Annotated in this window: 21 protein-coding genes and 1 riboswitch; of the genes, 11 read left to right on the forward strand and 10 right to left on the reverse strand. The window is 73.4% G+C overall.

Annotated elements, in window-relative coordinates; translation table 11 throughout:
- Positions 1 to 691: 691 nt before the first annotated feature.
- Entirely contained in the window at positions 692 to 1,864 is a 1,173-nt protein-coding gene (dusB, locus tag ACGFZ2_RS33830) for a tRNA dihydrouridine synthase DusB (protein WP_393460899.1), read from the reverse strand.
- 177 nt (positions 1,865 to 2,041) lie between these two features.
- On the opposite strand from dusB, the gene ACGFZ2_RS33835 reads away from it, so the two are divergent.
- Positions 2,042 to 3,016, forward strand: a complete 975-nt coding sequence (locus ACGFZ2_RS33835) for a type IV toxin-antitoxin system AbiEi family antitoxin domain-containing protein (RefSeq protein WP_393460902.1) — start codon at positions 2,042 to 2,044, stop codon at positions 3,014 to 3,016.
- Between the two features lie 69 nt (positions 3,017 to 3,085).
- Here ACGFZ2_RS33835 and ACGFZ2_RS33840 read toward each other — a convergent pair whose 3' ends face one another.
- The 3 genes from ACGFZ2_RS33840 to ACGFZ2_RS33850 form a co-directional block, all read right to left on the reverse strand.
- Positions 3,086 to 4,465 (reverse strand): glycine--tRNA ligase, encoded by a 1,380-nt coding sequence (locus ACGFZ2_RS33840; RefSeq protein WP_393269426.1) that lies wholly within the window; start codon positions 4,463 to 4,465, stop codon positions 3,086 to 3,088.
- A gap of 118 nt (positions 4,466 to 4,583) precedes the next feature.
- Complete coding sequence (locus tag ACGFZ2_RS33845) at positions 4,584 to 5,057, reverse strand: hypothetical protein (RefSeq protein WP_393460927.1); 474 nt, start codon at positions 5,055 to 5,057, stop codon at positions 4,584 to 4,586.
- Positions 5,058 to 5,183: 126 nt separating this feature from the next.
- Positions 5,184 to 5,525 (reverse strand): antibiotic biosynthesis monooxygenase, encoded by a 342-nt coding sequence (locus ACGFZ2_RS33850; protein WP_350710738.1) that lies wholly within the window; start codon positions 5,523 to 5,525, stop codon positions 5,184 to 5,186.
- A gap of 26 nt (positions 5,526 to 5,551) precedes the next feature.
- Here ACGFZ2_RS33850 and ACGFZ2_RS33855 point away from each other — a divergent pair, with 26 nt between their 5' ends.
- The 9 genes from ACGFZ2_RS33855 to ACGFZ2_RS33895 all read left to right on the forward strand — a co-directional run bounded on the left by ACGFZ2_RS33855 (position 5,552) and on the right by ACGFZ2_RS33895 (position 11,694).
- A complete protein-coding gene (locus ACGFZ2_RS33855; RefSeq protein ID WP_357702763.1) occupies positions 5,552 to 5,809 on the forward strand; it encodes a hypothetical protein in 258 nt (85 codons plus the stop codon).
- Between the two features lie 54 nt (positions 5,810 to 5,863).
- Entirely contained in the window at positions 5,864 to 6,829 is a 966-nt protein-coding gene (locus ACGFZ2_RS33860; RefSeq protein WP_393460906.1) for a metal ABC transporter substrate-binding protein, read from the forward strand.
- Positions 6,826 to 7,587, forward strand: coding sequence for a metal ABC transporter ATP-binding protein (locus ACGFZ2_RS33865; protein ID WP_393269418.1), 762 nt, complete (start codon positions 6,826 to 6,828; stop codon positions 7,585 to 7,587). The genes ACGFZ2_RS33860 and ACGFZ2_RS33865 overlap by 4 nt, the downstream gene beginning before the upstream one ends.
- A gap of 1 nt (position 7,588) precedes the next feature.
- On the forward strand, positions 7,589 to 8,455 hold the full coding sequence (locus tag ACGFZ2_RS33870) for a metal ABC transporter permease (RefSeq protein WP_393269415.1): 867 nt from the start codon (positions 7,589 to 7,591) through the stop codon (positions 8,453 to 8,455).
- 43 nt (positions 8,456 to 8,498) lie between these two features.
- Positions 8,499 to 8,798 (forward strand): metalloregulator ArsR/SmtB family transcription factor, encoded by a 300-nt coding sequence (locus tag ACGFZ2_RS33875; protein WP_350710747.1) that lies wholly within the window; start codon positions 8,499 to 8,501, stop codon positions 8,796 to 8,798.
- Positions 8,795 to 9,187, forward strand: coding sequence for a Fur family transcriptional regulator (locus tag ACGFZ2_RS33880; protein WP_393460909.1), 393 nt, complete (start codon positions 8,795 to 8,797; stop codon positions 9,185 to 9,187). Before ACGFZ2_RS33875 ends, ACGFZ2_RS33880 begins: the two co-directional genes overlap by 4 nt.
- Before the next feature lie 214 nt (positions 9,188 to 9,401).
- Complete coding sequence (locus tag ACGFZ2_RS33885; protein WP_393460912.1) at positions 9,402 to 10,007, forward strand: hypothetical protein; 606 nt, start codon at positions 9,402 to 9,404, stop codon at positions 10,005 to 10,007.
- Between the two features lie 138 nt (positions 10,008 to 10,145).
- The gene (locus ACGFZ2_RS33890) at positions 10,146 to 11,495 is read left to right on the forward strand and encodes an RNA-guided endonuclease InsQ/TnpB family protein (protein ID WP_393460930.1); all 1,350 of its coding nucleotides are present in this window, start codon (positions 10,146 to 10,148) and stop codon (positions 11,493 to 11,495) included.
- A gap of 31 nt (positions 11,496 to 11,526) precedes the next feature.
- Positions 11,527 to 11,694, forward strand: coding sequence for a hypothetical protein (locus ACGFZ2_RS33895; protein WP_357702753.1), 168 nt, complete (start codon positions 11,527 to 11,529; stop codon positions 11,692 to 11,694).
- A gap of 54 nt (positions 11,695 to 11,748) precedes the next feature.
- Here ACGFZ2_RS33895 and ACGFZ2_RS33900 read toward each other — a convergent pair whose 3' ends face one another.
- The 6 genes from ACGFZ2_RS33900 to ACGFZ2_RS33925 form a co-directional block, all read right to left on the reverse strand.
- Positions 11,749 to 13,776 carry an acyl-CoA dehydrogenase family protein gene (locus ACGFZ2_RS33900; RefSeq protein WP_393269404.1) on the reverse strand — a complete coding sequence of 676 codons (2,028 nt, stop codon included), beginning with the start codon at positions 13,774 to 13,776 and terminating at the stop codon, positions 11,749 to 11,751.
- Between the two features lie 115 nt (positions 13,777 to 13,891).
- Positions 13,892 to 14,395, reverse strand: a complete 504-nt coding sequence (locus ACGFZ2_RS33905) for a DUF6328 family protein (protein ID WP_350710755.1) — start codon at positions 14,393 to 14,395, stop codon at positions 13,892 to 13,894.
- A gap of 131 nt (positions 14,396 to 14,526) precedes the next feature.
- Positions 14,527 to 15,276 (reverse strand): sugar isomerase domain-containing protein, encoded by a 750-nt coding sequence (locus tag ACGFZ2_RS33910; protein ID WP_393269401.1) that lies wholly within the window; start codon positions 15,274 to 15,276, stop codon positions 14,527 to 14,529.
- A 72-nt stretch (positions 15,277 to 15,348) separates the two neighbouring features.
- A complete protein-coding gene (locus ACGFZ2_RS33915; protein WP_393269399.1) occupies positions 15,349 to 16,179 on the reverse strand; it encodes an alpha/beta fold hydrolase in 831 nt (276 codons plus the stop codon).
- A 29-nt stretch (positions 16,180 to 16,208) separates the two neighbouring features.
- On the reverse strand, positions 16,209 to 17,018 hold the full coding sequence (locus tag ACGFZ2_RS33920; RefSeq protein ID WP_393460915.1) for a TIGR03943 family putative permease subunit: 810 nt from the start codon (positions 17,016 to 17,018) through the stop codon (positions 16,209 to 16,211).
- A complete protein-coding gene (locus tag ACGFZ2_RS33925) occupies positions 17,015 to 18,016 on the reverse strand; it encodes a permease (RefSeq protein WP_393269451.1) in 1,002 nt (333 codons plus the stop codon). Before ACGFZ2_RS33925 ends, ACGFZ2_RS33920 begins: the two co-directional genes overlap by 4 nt.
- A 199-nt stretch (positions 18,017 to 18,215) precedes the next feature.
- Positions 18,216 to 18,321: riboswitch (TPP riboswitch) on the forward strand.
- Between the two features lie 72 nt (positions 18,322 to 18,393).
- Between ACGFZ2_RS33925 and ACGFZ2_RS33930 the strand changes: the two genes are divergently transcribed.
- A complete protein-coding gene (locus ACGFZ2_RS33930) occupies positions 18,394 to 18,984 on the forward strand; it encodes an ECF transporter S component (RefSeq protein WP_350710764.1) in 591 nt (196 codons plus the stop codon).
- The last annotated feature ends 12 nt before the right edge of the window (positions 18,985 to 18,996 follow it).

Below are 18,996 nucleotides of genomic sequence, written 5' to 3' on the forward strand. Positions count from 1 at the left end.
CCGAGGCCCTCGCCGACTGGATCGCCACCCGCGGCTACGCCGCCTGATCCCACCACCACCAACGACAAGGGCCGGCCCCGAACGGGGCCGGCCCTTGTCGTCGTCTCCGTACCGGGCACGCCGGGCACGATCGGCCTCGGCGCAGGCAAGCCGGGCGGCGCAGGCGAGCCGGGCGGCGCAGGCGAGCCGGGCGGCGCAGGCGAGCCGGGCGACGCCGTCCGGCCGCCCTGCCAGCCGCAGAGGCGAGCCGGGCGGCGCAGGCGAGCCGGGCGGCGCAGGCGAGCCGGGCGACGCCGTCCGGCCGCCCTGCCAGCCGCAGACCGGTGCCTCACCGCCGGCTTCGCAGCAACGCACACCGGACGTCGGGGGTGGTGGTGGAACGCTGTCGAGCTGCCCCGTCCATGAGACCAACCGGCGCCCTTCACTGCCCCGTCCGTGCGGGCAGCTCGACAGCGGAACACGGCCGGCAGGCCGGACCTTGTACGCCCAGGCAGACACGGCAGCGCGGTGCCTGACCAGCAGCAGAACTCAGCACAGCCACGACCAACCCTGCTCCGCCCGGTCCGATCAACCGCGCGACCTGGTCCGACCGACCCGATCAACCGCGCGACCTGGTCCGACCGACCCGATCAACCGCGCGACCTGGTCCGACCAGCCCGGCAAGCCGCGCGGCTTTGTCGTACCGGTCCGGTCAGCCGCCGGAGTCGGCCAGCTCGGCGCCCTCGGGCACGGTGTCGTCGTCGCGGCTGGCAAGCCAGCCGTTGGGCAGGAAGACCTTGCCGGGCGAGTTCGTGCGCCCGCGCGGCTGGCCGAGCGTGGCGACCGGGAAGGGCTCGGTCGGGTCGAGCTTGCCGAGCAGGTCGTCGAGCTGGGCCAGGCTCTCGATCATCGCCAGCTCGCGGCGCAGCTCGCTGCCCACCGGGAAGCCCTTGAGGTACCAGGCGACGTGCTTGCGGAAGTCGGTGCAGCCGTCCCGTTCGCCCCGCGCGGGGTTGCGTGCGCCCGCGGTGAACTGGTCGACCAGCAACTCGGCGTGGCGGCGCATGGTCTGCGCGACCTCGCCCAGGCTGGGCATCCGGCGCTCGGGGCGTCCGTTGAACGCGGCCTCCAGATCGGCGAAGAGCCACGGGCGACCCAGGCAGCCCCGGCCGATCACCACCCCGTCGACGCCGGTGTGCGCCACCATCCGCAGCGCGTCGTCGGCCTCCCAGATGTCGCCGTTGCCGAGCACCGGCACGTCGAGCGCCTGCTTGAGCGTGGCGATGGCGTCCCAGTCGGCGGTGCCCGAGTAGCGCTGCGCCGCCGTACGCCCGTGCAGGGCGACCGCCGCCACGCCGGCGTCCTGCGCGGCGAGGCCCGCCTCGACGTACGTCAGGTGGTCGTCGTCGATGCCCTTGCGCATCTTGACCGTGACCGGCACCCCGGCGGGCGACGCGGCGGCCACCGCGGCCCTGACCAGGCGGGCGAAGAGCCGGCGCCGCCACGGCAGCGCGGATCCGCCGCCCTTGCGGGTGACCTTGGGCACGGGGCAGCCGAAGTTGAGGTCGATGTGGTCGGCGAGGTTCTTCTCGACCACGATCCGCACGGCGGCGGCGGTGATCTCGGGGTCGGTGCCGTAGAGCTGGAGGCTGCGGGGCCGCTCGTCCCCGCCGAAGGCGATCATGCGCAGCGTCTTCGGGTTCCGCTCCACCAGCGCGATGGTGGTGATCATCTCGCAGACGTAGATGCCGCCGCCCTGTTCCCGGCAGAGTTGCCGGAAGCCGACGTTGGTGATGCCCGCCATCGGGGCGAGCACCACCGGCGGCCACACCTGGTGCCGCCCGAGGGTCAGCGGGCGCAGTGCGGGAACGATCGGCGCGGTCACCGCACAAGTGTAAGGAAGGGCCCCCTCCTATCGTCTGGTGCAGAGGAGGGGTCCCCTGCTAACACGACGCATATCACAGTCGGGGCGACGTCGGGCGTTCTCCACAGCGGGCAGCGCCGTCCACAGACCGATCGATCGGGCGGGACACGGGATCGTCCTGCACCCATGCTGCGCCTCATGCGTGAGCAGCCACCCGAACTCGCCGACGCGGCGGAGCGACAGCAGCAGATCGTCACCCGGGCCCAACTGCTGGCCGCGGGCTTCGACGACATGTACCTGTACCGCCAGACCCGGCGCAGCCAGTGGCAGCGCGTGCTGCCCGGCACGTACGCCCTGGTCACCGGCACCCTGACCGACGAGCAGCGACGGATCGCGGCGGCGCTCTACGCCGGGCCGGAGGCACAGCTCACGGGGCTCGCCGCGCTGATCTGGTACGGCTTCCGGCAGAGCCCGCGCACCGACGACGTACACCTGATCGTGCCGCACCACGCACGGCGCAGCTCGGCGGGATTCGCCCGGGTCGCGCGGGCCCTCGCCCTGGACGCCAAGGCCCGGCAGGCGTCGGTCTACCGGGTGTGCTCGCCGGCGCGGGCGGTCGTGGACGCGGCCCGCGACCTGCGCCACCTACGTCCGGTACGCGCGATTGTCGCCGAGGCCGTGCAGCGTGGGTTCACCGATCTCGCCCGGCTGGACGAGGAGATCGGCCGGGCCCGGCGCAGCCGGACCGCGCTGGTCAGGAAGGCGTTCTCCGAGGTTGTCCACGGCGTCCGGTCGGCGCCGGAGGCGGAGTTGCGGGAGTGTCTGACCAGCAGTCCGGTGTTGCCGGAGATCCGGTGGAATCCGCGCCTGACCGCCGGCAACGGCACGTCGCTGCCGACCCCCGACGGATATCTCGCCGACTCGGCGGTGGCGCTGGAGGTCGACTCGCAGGAGTACCACTTCAGCCCCGGTGACTGGGCGCGAACGCTCGACCGGCACAACGAACTGAGCCGGCACGGCATCCTGATCCTGCATTTCACCCCGGCGCAGATCCGTCGCGACCCGGCGCGAGTCCGCCGCACCGTGGAGGATGCGTACGAATCCCGGCGCGGCCTCGGCGCCGCGAACCGGGTCCGCGTCCAGCCTGTTGACGTGCCAGGTAACGACGGGTGAGCGCTCCGGGATGTTAGGAAGGGGCCCCTCCTCTACTGAAAACGTTAAGAAGGGGCCCTTCCTTACACCTCAGCAGCCGGGGAGGCGCTCGATCAGGTAGCGCTCGACCTGGTCCAGGGAGATGCGCTCCTGGGCCATGGTGTCCCGGTTCCGCACGGTCACCGCGTTGTCGTCCAGGGTGTCGAAGTCGACCGTCACGCAGAACGGCGTGCCGATCTCGTCCTGGCGACGGTAGCGGCGGCCGATCGCCTGCGAGTCGTCGAACTCCACCACCCAGCGCTTGCGCAGGTCCGCGGCGAGGCCCTTCGCCTTGGGCGAGAGCGCCTCGTTGCGCGACAGCGGCAGCACCGCCACCTTGACCGGGGCCAGCCGCGGGTCGAAACGCATCACCGTGCGCTTGTCCACGCCGCCCTTGGTGTTCGGCGCCTCGTCCTCGTCGTACGCCTCGAGCAGGAAGGCCAGCACCGCCCGGGTGAGGCCGGCGGCCGGCTCGATGACGTACGGCACCCAGCGCTCCTGCTTCGTCTGGTCGAAGTAGGACAGGTCGACGCCGGAGTGCTTGCTGTGCGTGGACAGGTCGAAGTCGGTGCGGTTGGCGATGCCCTCCAGCTCCGCGAACTCCGTGCCGCCGAACTGGAAGCGGTACTCGATGTCGACGGTGCGCTTCGAGTAGTGGGAGAGCTTCTCCTTGGGGTGCTCGTAGAAGCGCAGGTTGGCCTCCGACAGGCCCAGGTCGAGGTACCAGTTCCAGCGCTCCTGGAGCCAGTACTCGTGCCACTGCTCGTCGGAGCCCGGCTCGACGAAGAACTCCATCTCCATCTGCTCGAACTCGCGGGTGCGGAAGATGAAGTTGCCCGGGGTGATCTCGTTGCGGAACGACTTGCCGGTCTGCGCGATGCCGAACGGCGGCTTCTTGCGGGCGACCGTCTCGACGTTCTTGTAGTTGACGAAGATGCCCTGCGCGGTCTCCGGGCGCAGGTAGTGCATGCCCTCTTCGCTCTCCACCGGGCCCAGGAAGGTCTTCATCAGACCGTTGAACATCTTCGGCTCGGTGAAGGTGCCCTTGTTGCCGCAGTTCGGGCAGTTCAGCTCGGTCAGCGAGGCCGGCGGCTTGCCGTGCTTGGCCTCGTACGCCTCCTCGAGGTGGTCGGCCCGGAACCGCTTGTGGCAGGACTGACACTCGGTCAGCGGGTCGACGAAGGCGTCGAGGTGGCCGGAGGCGGCCCAGACGTCCCGGGCCAGGATGACGGCGGAGTCGAGGCCGACCACGTCGTCGCGCTGCTGGACCATGGTCTTCCACCACTGCCGGCGGACGTTCTCCTTCAGCTCCACGCCGAGCGGACCGTAGTCCCACGCCGACCGGGTGCCTCCGTAGATCTCGCTAGAGGGGAAGACGAAGCCTCGGCGCTTGGCGAGGCTGACGACGGCGTCGATACGGTCGGCTGGCATGTTTTTTCCTCCTACGCCGACTGGCGGTCGGCGGGGACGCGGTGAAGGACGGAACGAGCAGTTCGGGACAACGGTACGACCAGCACCAGCCCGAGCCCAGGAGAATACCGGGGGCGGGTCAGTTGACCCCGCACACCTCCATGCCGCCGGTCTGCCGGTCCTGCCCCAGGACGACCTCCTGCCGGTCCTGCCGGCCGCCGGTGTAGGTCACGTCCACCGGCACGGTCAGGGTGGTGGTGTCCACGTCGCCCACCCGGAAGGCGGCGATCTGCGGCTCGGCGGCGACCCGGCGCTCGAACTCCCGCCGCGACTCGCGCCGCTGCGCGTCGTCGCAGAGCTGGTCGTACGCGGCACCGTACTTCCGCTCGACCAGCGCCTGGTAGTAGTCGGTGGAGACGGTGCGCCCCTGCTCCCGCACGGCCTGCACCCCGGTCACCGCCAGGCCCACCACGGCAGCGCCGCCGCCACCGCAGCAGAGCAGCACGGCGAGCGCCCCGGCGCCCAGCCCGAGCCAGAGCCGGGTGTTGCGCCCCTCGGTGGGCGGCGCCGCGAACGGCGGGGCCACCCCGGGGCCGGGCGGCGGGGCGGGCACGCCCGGATCCGCCGGCGGGCCGGGCACGACGGGCGGCTGCGCCCCCTCCTGGCCGGGCAGCGAAGAGTACGGCGGTGGTGCCGCCGATCCGGGAGCGGTCATGAGAGCAATCTAGTGCCCGCGGGCTCAGCGGTACGGACCAGCGGCCCGATCGCTGGCCGCCACGACCACGTCCCCGCCCGGCGCCGCGGTAGCGAGCGCCTCGTACGCGGACGGCTCGTCGACCGACTCGGCGAGCAGCGGCACTGCCGTGACCTTGACGTCGAAGCCGCCCAGGGCACGCCGGTAGGTGCCGACGGACTCCCACTCGGTGACCAGGCACCAGTGGCGCGGGTCGTCCAGCGCCCGGACGAGCTGCCCGCGCAGGTAACCGGGACGGGCCGCGAGGGCGGCGAGGGCGGCGTGCGCCCGCTCGGTGAAGTCGTCGGCGACATCGACGTCCACCACGAACCGGTTCGTCACCAGCACGGGTTCCTCCTCGTAGAGTCTGTGGGATGCAGCGTACGCAGAGCCCCCTGCCGGCCCGGTTGGCGCGGGCGAACCCGACGACGGTGTTCCTGGTCACCCTGGTGCTGGCGCTGGTCGCGTTCTTCACCCCCGGGGTGGTGGGCGGGCTGCTCACCCTGCTGCTCGCCGCGGCCGTCGCCGCGCTGCTGGTCACCACCTGGTCGGTGCAGACGGCGCCGACCCGGGTGATCCGGCTGGTGGTGCTCACCCTGCTGGTCACCGCGGGCCTGGTGAAGCTGCTCTGACATGCAAGCATGCGTTTTTGACAATCATTGTCGTTGTCGCGGAGAGTTCATGTCATGAACATCCGCTCCGCCCCGCGCACCCTGGCCGCCGCCACCACCGCCCTGCTCGCCCTCGGTGGCGTCGCGGCCTGCTCCGACGACGCGGCCGGCACCGACCCGCAGCGGGTCGACGTGGTGGCCGCCTTCTACCCGCTGCAGTTCCTCGCCGAGCGGATCGGCGGCGACGCGGTGAAGGTGACCAACCTGGCCAAGCCCGGGGCCGAGCCGCACGACCTGGAGCTCAACCCGGGGCAGGTCGGCGACGTCAGCCAGGCGGAGCTGGTCGTCTACCTGAAGGGCTTCCAGCCGAACGTGGACGAGGCCGTCGAGCAGAACGCCGGGGAGCGCGCGTTCGACGTGGCCACCGTGCAGCCGCTGCGCGACGCGGCGGCCGGCGGGCACGACCACGACCACGGGCACGAGGGCGAGGCCGCCGGGGAGCCCCACGCCGAGGAGGAGGGCGGCGGCAAGGACCCGCACCTCTGGCTCGACCCGACCCGCCTGGCCACGGTGGGCGACAAGCTCGCCGAGCGGCTGGGCCAGGCCGACCCGGAGCGCGCCGCCGACTACACCGCCCGCGCCGCGACGCTGCGCACCGAGCTGGCGAAGCTGGACGCCGACTTCACCGCCCGCCTGAAGACCTGCCAGCGGCGGGAGATCGTGGTCAGCCACACCGCGTTCGGCTACCTGACCGAGCGCTACCAGCTCGAGCAGATCGGCATCACCGGGCTGAGCCCGGAGAACGAGCCGTCCCCGCAGCGCCTCGCCGAGGTGATCGAGGAGGCCCGGGAGCACAAGGCCACGACGATCTTCTTCGAGACGCTGGTGAGCCCGAAGGTGGCCCAGACCATCGCCGACCAGGTCGGCGCGAAGACCGCGGTACTGGACCCGCTGGAAGGGCTGTCGACCGACGGCGGCGACTACCTTTCGGTGATGCGCACCAACCTGCAGACCCTCAGGACGGCGTTGAGCTGCTCGTGACATCCCCAGTCATCACCGTCACGCACGGGGTGGTCGGCTACGACGGCCGCCCCGTGCTGCGTGACGTCTCCCTGACCGTGACCGCCGGCGAGGTGGTCGCGGTGCTCGGCGCCAACGGCTCCGGCAAGTCCACCCTGATCCGCGCCGTGCTCGGCCTGGTGCCGCTCAGCTCCGGGTCGGTCACCCTCTTCGACCGCCCGTTGCGCCGGTTCCGGCAGTGGCACCGCGTCGGGTACGTCCCGCAGCGCCTCGGTGCCGGCGGCGGCGTACCGGCCACCGTCCGCGAGGTGGTGGCCTCCGGCCGGCTGGCCCGCCGGGGCGTCCTGCGCCCGCCCGGGCGCGCCGACCGGGCCGCCGTCGACGCGGCGCTGGCGGCGGTCGGGCTCGCCGACCGGGCCCGCGACCCGGTCGCCACGCTCTCCGGCGGGCAGCAGCAGCGCACCCTGATCGCCCGGGCGCTGGCCGGTCAGCCGGAGCTGCTCGTCCTCGACGAGCCGACCGCCGGGGTGGACGCGGCCAGCCAGGAGGCGTTCGCCGGGGCGCTGCACGACTTCGTGGGCGGCGGCGGCACGGTGCTGCTGGTGGCCCACGAGCTCGGGCCGCTGCGGCCGCTGATCAGCCGGGCGGTCGTCGTACACCAGGGTGGGATCTGCCACGACGGCGTGGTGCCCGAACCCGCCGGCCACCACGCGGAGCCCGACCACGACCACGTGCACCCGCACGGTCCCGACGAGCCCGCCGGGCTGTGGAGCCGCTGAGATGGAACTCTTCCAGTACCCCTACATGCAGCGCGCCCTGATCGGCGCGCTGGTCATCGGCCTGGCGGCGCCGGCGCTCGGCATCTACCTGGTGCAGCGGCGGCTCGCGCTGATCGGCGACGGGGTCGGGCACGTGGCGCTCACCGGCGTCGGCGCGGGCCTGCTGCTCAACCGCTCCCCGGTGCTCGTCGCGGTGGTCGTGGCGACCGTCGGCGCGATCACCATCGAGCTGGTCCGCGCCCGGGGGCGCACCTCCGGCGACCTGGCCCTGGCCCTGCTCTTCTACGGCGGCATCGCCGGCGGCGTGATGCTGGTCGGGCTCTCCGACAGCACGAGCGCCAACCTCAACGCCTACCTGTTCGGGTCGCTGACCACGATCTCGCCGGGGGACCTGATCACCATCGCGGTGCTCGGCGCGGCGATCCTGGTCGCCATGCTGGCCCTGCGCCCGGCCCTGTTCGCGGTCTGCCACGACGAGGAGTACGCCCGGGTCTCCGGGCTGCCGGTGCGCACGCTCAACATGCTGCTCGCGGTGGCCACCGCGGTCACCGTGACGATCGCCATGCGGGCCGTCGGCGTGCTGCTGATCAGCGCGCTGATGGTGGTGCCGGTGGCCACCGCGCAGCAGGTGACCCGGGGGTTCCGCAGCACGATGGCGGCGGCGATGGCGCTCGGCCTCTTCGCCGCCGGCTCGGGGGTCTGGGTGGCGGCGAACGCCGACACCGCTCCCGGCGCGTCGGTGGTGCTGATGGCGATCGCCTCGTTCGGGGTGGTCGCGCTCCTCGGCGCGGCCTGGCGGGTGCTGCGCCGGCGGCGCACCCCGGCCGCCGCGCCCGCGCCCGAGCCGCACGAGGTCGTGCTCCGCTGAGCCTGGTCAACGACACGGCGATGGGATTGGTTACCGTTACGGGGTGACCAGCGGATCAGGCTACGATGCCTTCGAGGGGGCGAGCGAGCTGCTGCGTGCCCTGTCGGCACCGATCCGGCTGGCCATCGTCAGCGAGCTCGCCGAGGGCGAACGCTGCGTGCACGAGCTGGTGGACAAGCTCGGCGCCGCGCAGCCGCTGGTCTCCCAGCACCTGCGGGTGCTGCGGGGCGCCGGCGTGGTGCGCGGCTCGCGACGGGGGCGCGAGATCGCGTACGCCCTGGTCGACGAGCACGTCGCGCACATCGTGGCCGACGCGGTCAGCCACGCCGGGGAGGGGTCATGACGGGTTCGGCGGTCCGCAACACCCGGCAGCGCTCGGCGGTCAGCGCGCTGCTCGCCGAGATGGAGGGCTTCCACAGCGCGCAGGAGCTGCACGCGATGCTGCGCGAGCGCGGCGAGCGGGTCGGGCTGACCACGGTCTACCGCACCCTCCAGGGGCTCGCCGACACGGGCGAGATCGACGTGATGCGCCCGCCGGGCGGCGAGCACCTCTACCGCCGGTGCAGCGAGGGGCACCACCACCACCTGGTCTGCCGCGGCTGCGGCCGCACCGTGGAGGTGGCCGGGCCGACGGTGGAGAGCTGGGCGGAGCGGGTGGCCGCGCAGCACGGCTACGCCGACGTCAGCCACACCCTGGAGATCTTCGGCACCTGCCCGGCCTGCGCCCGCTGAGACCCGCCACGACGGGTCAGCCGGACACCAGGCGCAGCCCGGCCTGCCGGCGGCTGATCAGACTGTCCAGGCCCGTGCGCGATCCGCACCGTCCGGGCCGTGCGCGAAGCGGTCAACTGGGCGAGGGAGAAGTCGTAGCGGGCCGGACGGGCACGGCGGTGCCGGCCGTCCGCGACAGATGCCCGGAGCGGTCGCGCATGGCACGCTGTCCGGCGTGAAGATCTACGCCGATCGTTTCCCGACCGCCGTCCGACAGTTGATCACCGACCTGCTCGTCGTCGCCTGGGTGTACGGCGCGATCCGCGGCGCGCTGTGGTTGCACGACCTCGTCCAGAAGCTCGCCGTACCCGGCCAAAAGCTGGAGGGGGCCGGCGGCGGCCTGGCCGACAACCTGGCCGAGGCGGGCGGCAAGGTCGGCCGGGTGCCGCTGGTGGGCGACGAGCTGACCGCGCCGTTCGAGCGGGCCGCCGGCGCCGCCCGGTCGCTGGCCGAGGCCGGACGGGACCAGCAGGAGCTGGTCGACCAGCTCGCCCTCGCGCTGGCCGTCGCCGTACTGGTCTTCCCGCTCGGCCTGGTGCTCTTCGGCTGGCTGCCGCTGCGGGTGCGCTGGATGCGCCGGGCCGCCTCGGCGGCCAGGCTGGCCGCCGTGCCCGCCGGCCGGGACCTGCTCGCCCTGCGGGCGTTGGCCACCCAGCCGCTCGGGCGGCTGACCCGGATCGCGCCCGACGTGGCCGAGGCGTGGCGGCGCGGCGACGACGCCACCGTCGACGCGCTCGCCGCACTGGAGCTGCGCCAACTCGGCCTGCGGGCCGGCCGCTAAGGCGGTGTCCACCAACCTTCGCAGGGTTCGTCGGCGGTGAGATTGTCGTACCGGTGGTGTTGGCTTTGATTCGTGCCTCGTCGTCGGGATCCCGCCGCGCTGCCAGTGGTGTATCGCACCGCTCGTGTTGCGGTGCGGGTGACGCCTGGGCAGCGGCGGCGGTGTTTCGGGTTGCTGCGCTCGGCTGGTGACGTGTGGGCGTGTGTGTTGGAGGTCAACGCCTGGCGGCGCCGCCACCACGCCCCACCGTTGACGGGCTATCAGGAGTTGTGTCGGGAGTTGTCGGCGTCCGGGCCGGGCACGTTCGCCGAGTTGGACACGACCGGGGCGCGGTCGGTGTTGCGGCGGTTCTCGGATGCGTGGTTCGCGGCGGCGAAACGCCGCAAGGCCGGTGACGCATCGGCGGGGTTCCCGCGTCGGCGGCGGGGGCTGGTGCCGGTGCGCTGGTACCACGGCACGTTCACCCTCGACGGCCACCGCGTGCGCATCCCCACCGCGAAGGGCACGCCGGGGTTGTGGGTGCGCCTGGCCCGTCAGGTGCCGTATCCGGTCGAGCAGGTCCGCTCGATCACCCTGCTGTGTGAGGGCGGCCGCCTGTTCCTCGACGTCACCGCCGAAGTCCCGATCACGGTGTATCCAGCGGGTGAGGGGCCGGACCCTGCCAGGGTGGCGGGCGTGGACGTGGGGATCATCCACCCGTACGCCGTCGCCGGCCCCGGCGGGGAGGCGCTGTTGGTGTCGGGGCGGGCGATCCGCGCCGAGCATCGCATGCACCTGGCCGACACCAAAGCCCGCCAACATGCCGTCGCCCGCCGGGCACCGAAACCGGGCCAGCGCGGGTCGCGGCGGTGGCGCCAGTACCGGGCCCGCACTCGGGTGGTGGAGGGTCGGCATCGGCGGCGGGTGCGACAGGCCCAACACGAGGCCGCCCGCACCGTCGTCGGCTGGGCGGTCGGTCAGCGGGTGGGGGTGTTGCACGTCGGTGATCCACGCGGGGTCCTGGACCTGCCGGCGGGGCGGCGACACAACCTGCGGCTACGGCAGTGGCAGATCGGGCGCCTCCTGCAGATCCTCACCGACAAGGCCACCCTCGCCGGCATCACCGTCCACCTCGTCAACGAACGCGGCACGTCCTCCACCTGCCCCACCTGCCACCGGCGGATACCGAAGCCGCGTGGGCGGACCCTGACCTGCCTGCACTGCCAGTTCTCGGGCCACCGTGACCTCGTCGCGGCGGCCAGCATCGCCACCCGCACCCCGGGCGGCGGACCCACCACCCCCACATCACCTGTAGTGCTGCCCGGGGTGGTCACGCACCGTCGAGTCGGCCGGCACCTCCCCGGCGCCGGCCGGTCCCGGCGTGACCCCCGCCGCCCACCCGGGCGGCGCGAGGGCCCAGTTGGCCCGCGGTGGCCCGCCCCACCAACCAGTGGGGAGTCGCTCGCCCACACGGCGAGGATCCACAACACACCACCGGACTCCTGGTGAACGTTGGTGGACACCGCACTAAGGTCGTCGGGTGTTCTACTTCCTGGTCGTCATCGCCATCCTGCTGCTCGGCTACGCCGCCGTGCTGGTCAACTTCGTCCGCAAGGGCCGCAAGATCCCGCCGGCCGCGTACCTGGGGTTGGCCGTGCTCAACGGGCTGCTCCTCGCGGCGATCCTGGCCTGGGCCGTCGCGAGCTGACCCGCCGGCTGCCGGGCTGGTCGGACACCGGCCCGGCACCCGGGCGGGCCGGTGTCACGCCGAGGGCGGGATGCGGCGGCGGACGTCGGGGGCGGCGGACGGGCCGGGCGACCAGCGCGCCACCCAGGGCAGGTCGTCGGCCGGGGTGACCACCCCCTCCTCCAGGCCGGCGTAGCGCCCGGCCAGGATCCGCTTCGCGGCGGCCGTGTCAACCGAGTCGGTGTTGTCCCACAGGGCGGTGAAGAGCGCGTCGACCCGGACCCGGGCCTGCCGGCAGAACAGGTCGGCCAGCTCGACGTTCTCCGGCCGGGTGTCCCGCTCGGCGTAGGCGCGCACGCAGACGGCGGACATCGCGAACAGCTCCGCGCCGATGTCCACCACCCGGCCGAGGAACGCCTGCTTGCGCTCCATCTTCCCCTGCCACCGGGACATCGCGTAGAACGTCGACCGGGCCAGCTTGCGCGAGGCGCGCTCGACCTGCCGCAGGTGGCCGGCGAGCGGGCCGAACTCGCCGTACGCCGACGGGCGCTGGCCCTTGCCTACGGCCAGGGTGGGCAGCCACTTCGCGTAGAAGACGCCGGCCCGCGCGCCGGCCTTCGCCTTGCGGCCGAGCCCGGCGTCCGGGTCGATGATGTCGCCGGCGACGGACAGGTGCGCGTCGACCGCCTCGCGGGCGATCAGCAGGTGCATGATCTCGGTCGAGCCCTCGAAGATCCGGTTGATCCGCAGGTCGCGCAGCAGCTGCTCGACCGCGGCCGGGCGCTCGCCCCGCGCCGCCAGCGAGTCGGCCGTCTCGTAGCCGCGACCGCCCCGGATCTGGATCAGCTCGTCGGCGATCCTCCAGGCCATCTCGCTGGCGTAGAGCTTGACCAGCGCCGCCTCGATCCGGATGTCGTTGCGGTCGTCGTCGGCCAGCAGGCAGCACAGGTCGAGCATGGTCTCCATGCCGTACGTCGTCGCGGCGACGAAGGAGAGCTTCTGGGCCACCGCCTCGTGCTCGCCGACGGGCCGGCCCCACTGCACCCGGTCGGCGGCCCACTCCCGGGCCACGTTCAACGCCCACTTGCCGGCGCCCACACACATGGCCGGCAGCGACAGCCGCCCGGTGTTCAGGGTGGTCAGCGCGATCTTCAGGCCCTTGCCCTCGCCGCCGATGACGTTCTCGTTCGGCACGAAGACGTCGTGGAAGCGGGTGAGGCTGTTCTCCAGGCCGCGCAGGCCGATGAAGGCGTTGCGCCGCTCGATCGTGATGCCCTCGGCGTCGCCCTCGACGACGAAGGCGGTGATCCCGCCACGCCGCCCCTCGGCGGCGGGGACCCGGGCCATCACCACGAGCAGGGTGGCGACGGTGCCGTTGGTGGCCCAGAGCTTCACCCCGTTGAGCCGGTAGCCGGTGCCGTCGGGGGTCGGCTCGGCGGTGGTGGCCAGCCGGGCCGGGTCGGAGCCGACGTCCGGCTCGGTGAGCAGGAACGCGGACACCTCGCCGGCGGCGAGGCGGGGCAGGAAGCGCTGCTTCTGCTCGGCGGTGCCGAACATCTTCAGCGGCTGCGGCACCCCGATGGACTGGTGTGCCGACAGCAGCGCACCGATCGCCGGGCTGACCGAGCCGGCCAGCATGAGCGCGCGGCAGTAGTGCAGGTTGCTCAGCCCGAGCCCGCCGTACGACCGGTCGACCTTCATGCCGAACGCGCCGAGCCGGGCCAGACCGTGGAACACGTCGTCCGGGATGGACGCGTCCCGTTCGATTGCCGCCCCGTCCACCTCGGAGGTGAGGAACTCGCGGAACCGGCCGAGGAACTCGTCGGCCCGGGCGACGTCCGCCGCGTCCGGGCGCGGCCAGGGGTCGATCAGGTCGAGTCGGAGGCGGCCGAGGAAGAGTTCCTTGCCGAAGCTGGGTCGGTCCCACGAGGACTCGCGGGCCGCCTCGGCGACCTGGCGGGCCTCCTTCTCGGAGACCTGCCCCGCCTCCTTCGGCAGCGGCCCGGCCGCGCCGGCCGTCGGCACGCCTTCGGTGTCCTTCGCCGCGGGCTGGTCGGCGCCGGATCCGTCCGGCGTGGGTCGGCTGTTCTGCGTCGTGGTCACGGCTGCCCCCTCGAACCTCGGTCCGGCTGCGTCGACGTGCTCGACAAACAGCACGCTACCCCCGGGTGTTACCCAGGGGTAGCGTTCGGTGAAGATCGAGTTTCGTCGACCCGGGTCAGTCGCCGGGTAGGTGTCGGGGGTCGTCGTCCTCGTCGTCGATGTCGTCCTCGCCCCAGTTGCGCCGGGCGAACGGCAGGAACACCCAGAAGGTGAGGAACCAGATCGCCGTGGCGCCGCTGAGCAGCAGGGCGACGCCCCGGTCCAGCACGAAGTCGGTGATCAGCAGCACCGCGCTGACCATCGAGATCAGCATGAAGGCGAGGCCGGCGCTGGCCATCCGGTGGGCGAACCGGACCAGCTCCGGCTTGCGGCCCTGCCGGAACAGCGCGCGGTGGAACGCCACCGGGGAAATGATCATCGCGGTCGCGGCGGCGGCCGCGAGCAACGAGACGATGTAGACGTCCTTCTGGAAACCGCTCGTCCTGGTGAACCCGTTGCTGAACGGCAGGGTCAGCAGGAAGGCGAAGAGGATCTGCACGCCGGTCTGCGCGACCCGCAGCTCCTGCAACAGGTCGGCGAAGTTGCGCTGCCAGCGCTGCCGCTCGGTTTCCTTGGACACGGGCTACCTCCGGTCAGACGGTACTGCCGACGGGGTTCGCCCGTCGGCAGCAACGCTGATGCCCCACCGACGGAGCCGCGAAACCGGCTCACGTCGCCCGCGCGAGCCCGGCACACGCCGGCCCGCTCCGCTCAGGAGCCGCGGCGGATCCGGCCGGCGTACCGGGCCTCCAGGGCGTTGTTGTGCTCGTCGCCGCCGGCGATGTTGGCCGACAGGTAGACCGGAGGCCGCTCCCCCGCGGCGAGCAGCCGGGCCACCACCTCGACCGTGATCTGCTGCGCCAGCAGCGCCGCCGTGATCGACGAGACCGCGCCGACCGCACCGCCGCCGGGCAGCGGCAGCGTCGCGTCGCCGTACGGGGCGCCGTTGTCGAGCACCACGTCGGCGACGTCGGCGAGCTTGCGCCCCGACGGGTGGCGCGAGGTCATCTGCCCGGAGTGCTGCGCCGAGGTGATCGCGACCAGCCCGTGCCCCTTCTCCTTGACCAGGGACGCGAACTCCACCATCGCGCCGTTGACGCCGGAGTTGGAGGCCAGCACGAAGACGTCCCCGGGGCTGACGGGGGCCAGCTCGTAGAGGCGGTGCGCCACCGACGGATCGCGTTCGAGCAGCGGCCCGAGCACGTCGGCCGGCGCGCCGCCGACCAGCACCAGGTCCCGCAGGGCGATCCGGTTGGTGGGCACCAGCCCGCCGGCCCGGCCCGCGATCTCCATCGCCAGCGCCTCCGAGTGGCCCGTGCCGAACGCGTGGACCACCCCGTCGGCGCGCACCGCGTCGGCGATCAGGTCGGCGGCCCGCCCCACCGCCTCGCGCTGGCTCGTGGCCACCCGCTGCATCGTCTCGGTCACCACGGCCAGGTAGTCCTCGGCGCTCACCGTCATGTCTCTCCTCCGTCCATGTCGTACGTCCGTCGGGAACGCCCGGCCACTCCCGGCGGGGCGAGGCCGCACCGGTCAGGCCGGGCCCAGCACCCGGGCCAGGATCGCCTCGGCCAGCGGGGCGGGCGCCTCGTCGGGGATCCAGTGGCTCACCCCGGGCAGCTCGACGAAGCGGTAGTCGGCGCTCACGTGGCCGGCGCACGCCTCGGCCGCGGTCCGGCCGATCGCGATGTCGCGGTCGCTCCACACGAAGGTGGTCGGCACCGGCACCGGCCCGGTGGCCGCCATGTCCCGCCGGGACATCGCCCGGTACCAGTTCAGCGCCGCCGTCAGCGCGCCGGGTTCGCGCATCGGGTCCGCGTACGCGGCCACCCGCTCGTCGTCGCCGACCCCGTGCAGCATCCGGCGCAGCCCGGTCGCGCCCAGCGCCAGCAGCGCCCTCTCCGCCCTGCCCGGCTTGCGGAACAGCACGATGTACGCCGAGCGCGCCTTCTGCCCCGGGTCCTCGGCCAGCGCGTGCGCCATCGCGGCGGGGTGCGGCACGGAGACCGCGGTCAGCGTCCGGACCCGCTCCGGGTGGCGGGCGGCCAGGTCCCAGGCCACCACCGCGCCCCAGTCGTGCCCCACGAGGTGCGCCGCGTCGACGCCCAGCGCGTCCAGCACGGCCACCGCGTCGGCCACCAGCTCCGGCATCCGGTACGCCTCGACCGCCTCGGGCCGCGCGCCCGGCGAGTAGCCGCGCTGGTCCGGCGCGTAGGTGCGCAGGCCGGCGGCGTGCAGCGGCGGGACGACGTCGTCCCACTCCCCGCCGTGCTGTGGAAAGCCGTGCAGCAGCAGGACGGGCGCGCCGCCCTCGGGACCGCCGACGCGTACGTCGAACGTGAGCCCCCGCGCCTCGATCCGCATGATCGCCAGCCTACCCAGGGCGGGCGGGGTCACTCGTACTGGCGTTTGGGGGTGGGCACCTGCCGCCAGGACTCCACGTCGAGGTAGGGGATCTCGGCGTCGTTGACCGGGTCCCGGGCGATCCGGTCGCTGTAGCGGCCGGTCACCTCGATCCAGGTGTCGTCGGCGAGCCCTTCGGGGGCGGCGCCGGTCAGGCCCAGCTTGACCGGCCGCCCGTCGGCCGCGCAGCAGGAGAGCACCATCCGGGCCAGGAGCGGTCGGCCGTCGGGGCCGGTGGTGACGAAACCGGTCAGCCGGACCCGTCGCCCGCCGAGCGACGCGCCCCGGTCGAACAGCGCCCGCGAGGCGTAGTCGAGCACGCTGACCTGCGCCGGATCGCCGTCGGGCAGGGGCGGGTAGTCGGACGGCTGTTGCCGAGCGGAGAGCGCGGTGCCGGCCTGCCCGGCCGCGTACGAGCCGAGGGCGGGCGGGGCGACCAGGAGCAGACCCAGCGCCGGCAGGATCAGCAACCAGCCGATCCGCGGCTCGTGGTGGCCGTGCCCGTGGTCGGCGGCCTCGTCCCGGCCGGCGCGCTCGTGCTCGCCGTCGGCGCGCTCGTGGTCCCCGCCGGCGCGCTCGTGCTCGCCGTCGGCGGTCGGGGACGCGGCGGGGCGCCGGAGGGCGGGACGCAGCTCGTACCAGAGGGTCATGACCGCGGCGACGACCAGCAGCAGGCCCGCGGCGACCAAAAAGGGGCGCAGCCCCTCCTTGACGTAGCGCAGGTAGAGGTCGGTGAGGCTGGCCCGGACCACGGCGCCCCCGAGCAGCAGCAGGACGACGGCCTGCGCCTGCCGGTTCACAGCAGCACCGCCCCGGTCGCGGCGGCAACCGCGACGGCCACCGCGAAGGTGGCCGGGGCGAACCGCAGCGCGAACCGCCGGCCGAAGACGCCGGTCTGCATCGCGATGAGCTTGAGGTCGACCATCGGCCCCACCACCAGGAAGACCAGGCGGGCGGTCAGCGAGAACTGCGACAGCGAGGCGGCCACGAAGGCGTCGGCCTCCGAGCAGAGGGAGAGCAGCACCGCGAGCACGGCCAGCGCGAGCACCGAGAGCACCGGGTCCTCGGCGAGCGTCTGCAACCAGCGCTCGGGCACGACGACGTTGATGGTGGCGGCGGCCGCCGCGCCGACCACCAGGAACCCGCCGGCGTGGGTGACGTCGTGCCGGACCGCCGCCCAGAACGCCCGCCCGCGCGGGCCGTCGTCCAGCTCCGGCCGGCGCGGCAGCCGGATCCAGTCGGCCCGGCCGAGGCGCAGCCACAGCCACCCCATCACCATCGCGACGACCAGGCTCGCGACGCCGCGGCCGAGGACCATCTCCGGGTCGTCGGGGAAGGCCACCGCGGTGGCGGTGAGCACGATCGGGTTGATGGCCGGGGCGGCGAGCAGGAAGGCCAGCGCGGCGGCCGGGGTGACCCCGCGCCGGATCAGCGACCCGGCGATCGGCACGGACCCGCACTCGCAGCCGGGCAGCACCACGCCGGCCGCGCTCGCCACGGGCACCGCGAGCGCGGGGTGCCGGGGCAGCGCCCGGGCCCAGAACGACCGGGGCACGAAGACCGCGATCACGGCGGAGAGGACCACCCCGAAGACCAGGAACGGCACCGCCTGCACCATGACCGAGACGAAGACGGTGGTCCAGGTCTGCAGCCAGGGCGCGGACAGGGCCCCGGCGAGCGGCTCACGGAACACGACCAGCAGGACCAGCAGGACCGCGAGCGCCTCGACCGACCCGAACCGCCAGGCGCTCCCGCCGCCGCCCGCCGGCTCCTGCGGGGGCACGCCCGGCGCGGCCACACCGACCGACCCCGGGGCGCGCCCATCCGGCACGGAGCGGTCAACCTCGGATGTCACGTGGTTTCCTCCGCCGATTCCGCCAGTGGCCGCCCGAGCGTACCGGCCGGAACCGACGAGATCGAGCGAACTCGCTGGTGACCAGCGAAAAGATCACTTTGCCCGATGATCTTCAAAGGTGTTAGCGTCGGCGCGACAACTTCACATCCGACAGGGGAGCGCACAGCGCTGAGAGTGCGGGCACCGCCCGCAGACCCTCGAACCTGATCTGGGTAATGCCAGCGCAGGGAGTTCGGTCGACCTCCAGCCGCGCCGCCGTCCGGGCACACCGGGCGCGGCGTGCGTCTTCTCCTGGTTCGCGTTCAGGACTGGGAGCAATCATGCGAGACAACACGACCACCCGGTGGCGCACACTCGACGTCGTCATCGCCGCGGTGATCGCGGTGGCGTTCGGCGTCATCTTCTGGGCCTGGGGCCTGCTGTGGCGGGCCGTCGACCCGGCGTTCGCGTTCTTCCCGGCCGGCCAGGCGATCATGTACGGCGTCTGGCTGGTCCCGGCCGTGCTCGGCGGCCTGGTGATCCGCAAGCCCGGCGCGGCGCTCTTCTGCGAGGCGGTGGCGGCGACGGTCTCCGCGCTGCTCGGCTCGGAGTGGGGCGGCATCACCATCGTCCAGGGCCTCATCCAGGGGCTCGGCGCCGAGGTGGCCTTCGCCGCGTTCCGGTACCGCTCGTTCCGGCTGCCCACCGCGCTGCTCGCCGGGGCGCTGACCGGCCTCGGCGCGGCGCTGTTCGACTTCTTCGTCTGGAACGTCGACTACGCGCTCGGCAGCTACCGGGTCCCGTACGCCCTGCTCACCGTCGTCAGCGCCGCCGCCGTCGCCGGCGCCGGCGGCTGGGCCCTCACCCGCGCCCTGGCGGGCACCGGCGTCCTGGACCGCTTCCCCGCCGGCCGCGAACGCGCCGCCGTCTGACCTGCACCACCG

Source organism: Micromonospora sp. NPDC048063 (assembly GCF_043202855.1).
Taxonomy (GTDB): domain Bacteria; phylum Actinomycetota; class Actinomycetes; order Mycobacteriales; family Micromonosporaceae; genus Micromonospora.

Excerpts from the sequence above, each read along its gene's own strand:
- ACGFZ2_RS33835 (WP_393460902.1), top strand. The coding sequence starts at position 2,042 with ATGCGTGAGCAGCCACCCGAACTCGCCGACGCGGCGGAGCGACAGCAG.
- ACGFZ2_RS33840 (WP_393269426.1), bottom strand. The coding sequence starts at position 4,465 with ATGCCAGCCGACCGTATCGACGCCGTCGTCAGCCTCGCCAAGCGCCGA.
- ACGFZ2_RS33855 (WP_357702763.1), top strand. The coding sequence starts at position 5,552 with ATGCAGCGTACGCAGAGCCCCCTGCCGGCCCGGTTGGCGCGGGCGAAC.
- ACGFZ2_RS33860 (WP_393460906.1), top strand. The coding sequence starts at position 5,864 with ATGAACATCCGCTCCGCCCCGCGCACCCTGGCCGCCGCCACCACCGCC.
- ACGFZ2_RS33870 (WP_393269415.1), top strand. The coding sequence starts at position 7,589 with ATGGAACTCTTCCAGTACCCCTACATGCAGCGCGCCCTGATCGGCGCG.
- ACGFZ2_RS33880 (WP_393460909.1), top strand. The coding sequence starts at position 8,795 with ATGACGGGTTCGGCGGTCCGCAACACCCGGCAGCGCTCGGCGGTCAGC.
- ACGFZ2_RS33910 (WP_393269401.1), bottom strand. The coding sequence starts at position 15,276 with ATGACGGTGAGCGCCGAGGACTACCTGGCCGTGGTGACCGAGACGATG.
- ACGFZ2_RS33915 (WP_393269399.1), bottom strand. The coding sequence starts at position 16,179 with ATGCGGATCGAGGCGCGGGGGCTCACGTTCGACGTACGCGTCGGCGGT.
- ACGFZ2_RS33930 (WP_350710764.1), top strand. The coding sequence starts at position 18,394 with ATGCGAGACAACACGACCACCCGGTGGCGCACACTCGACGTCGTCATC.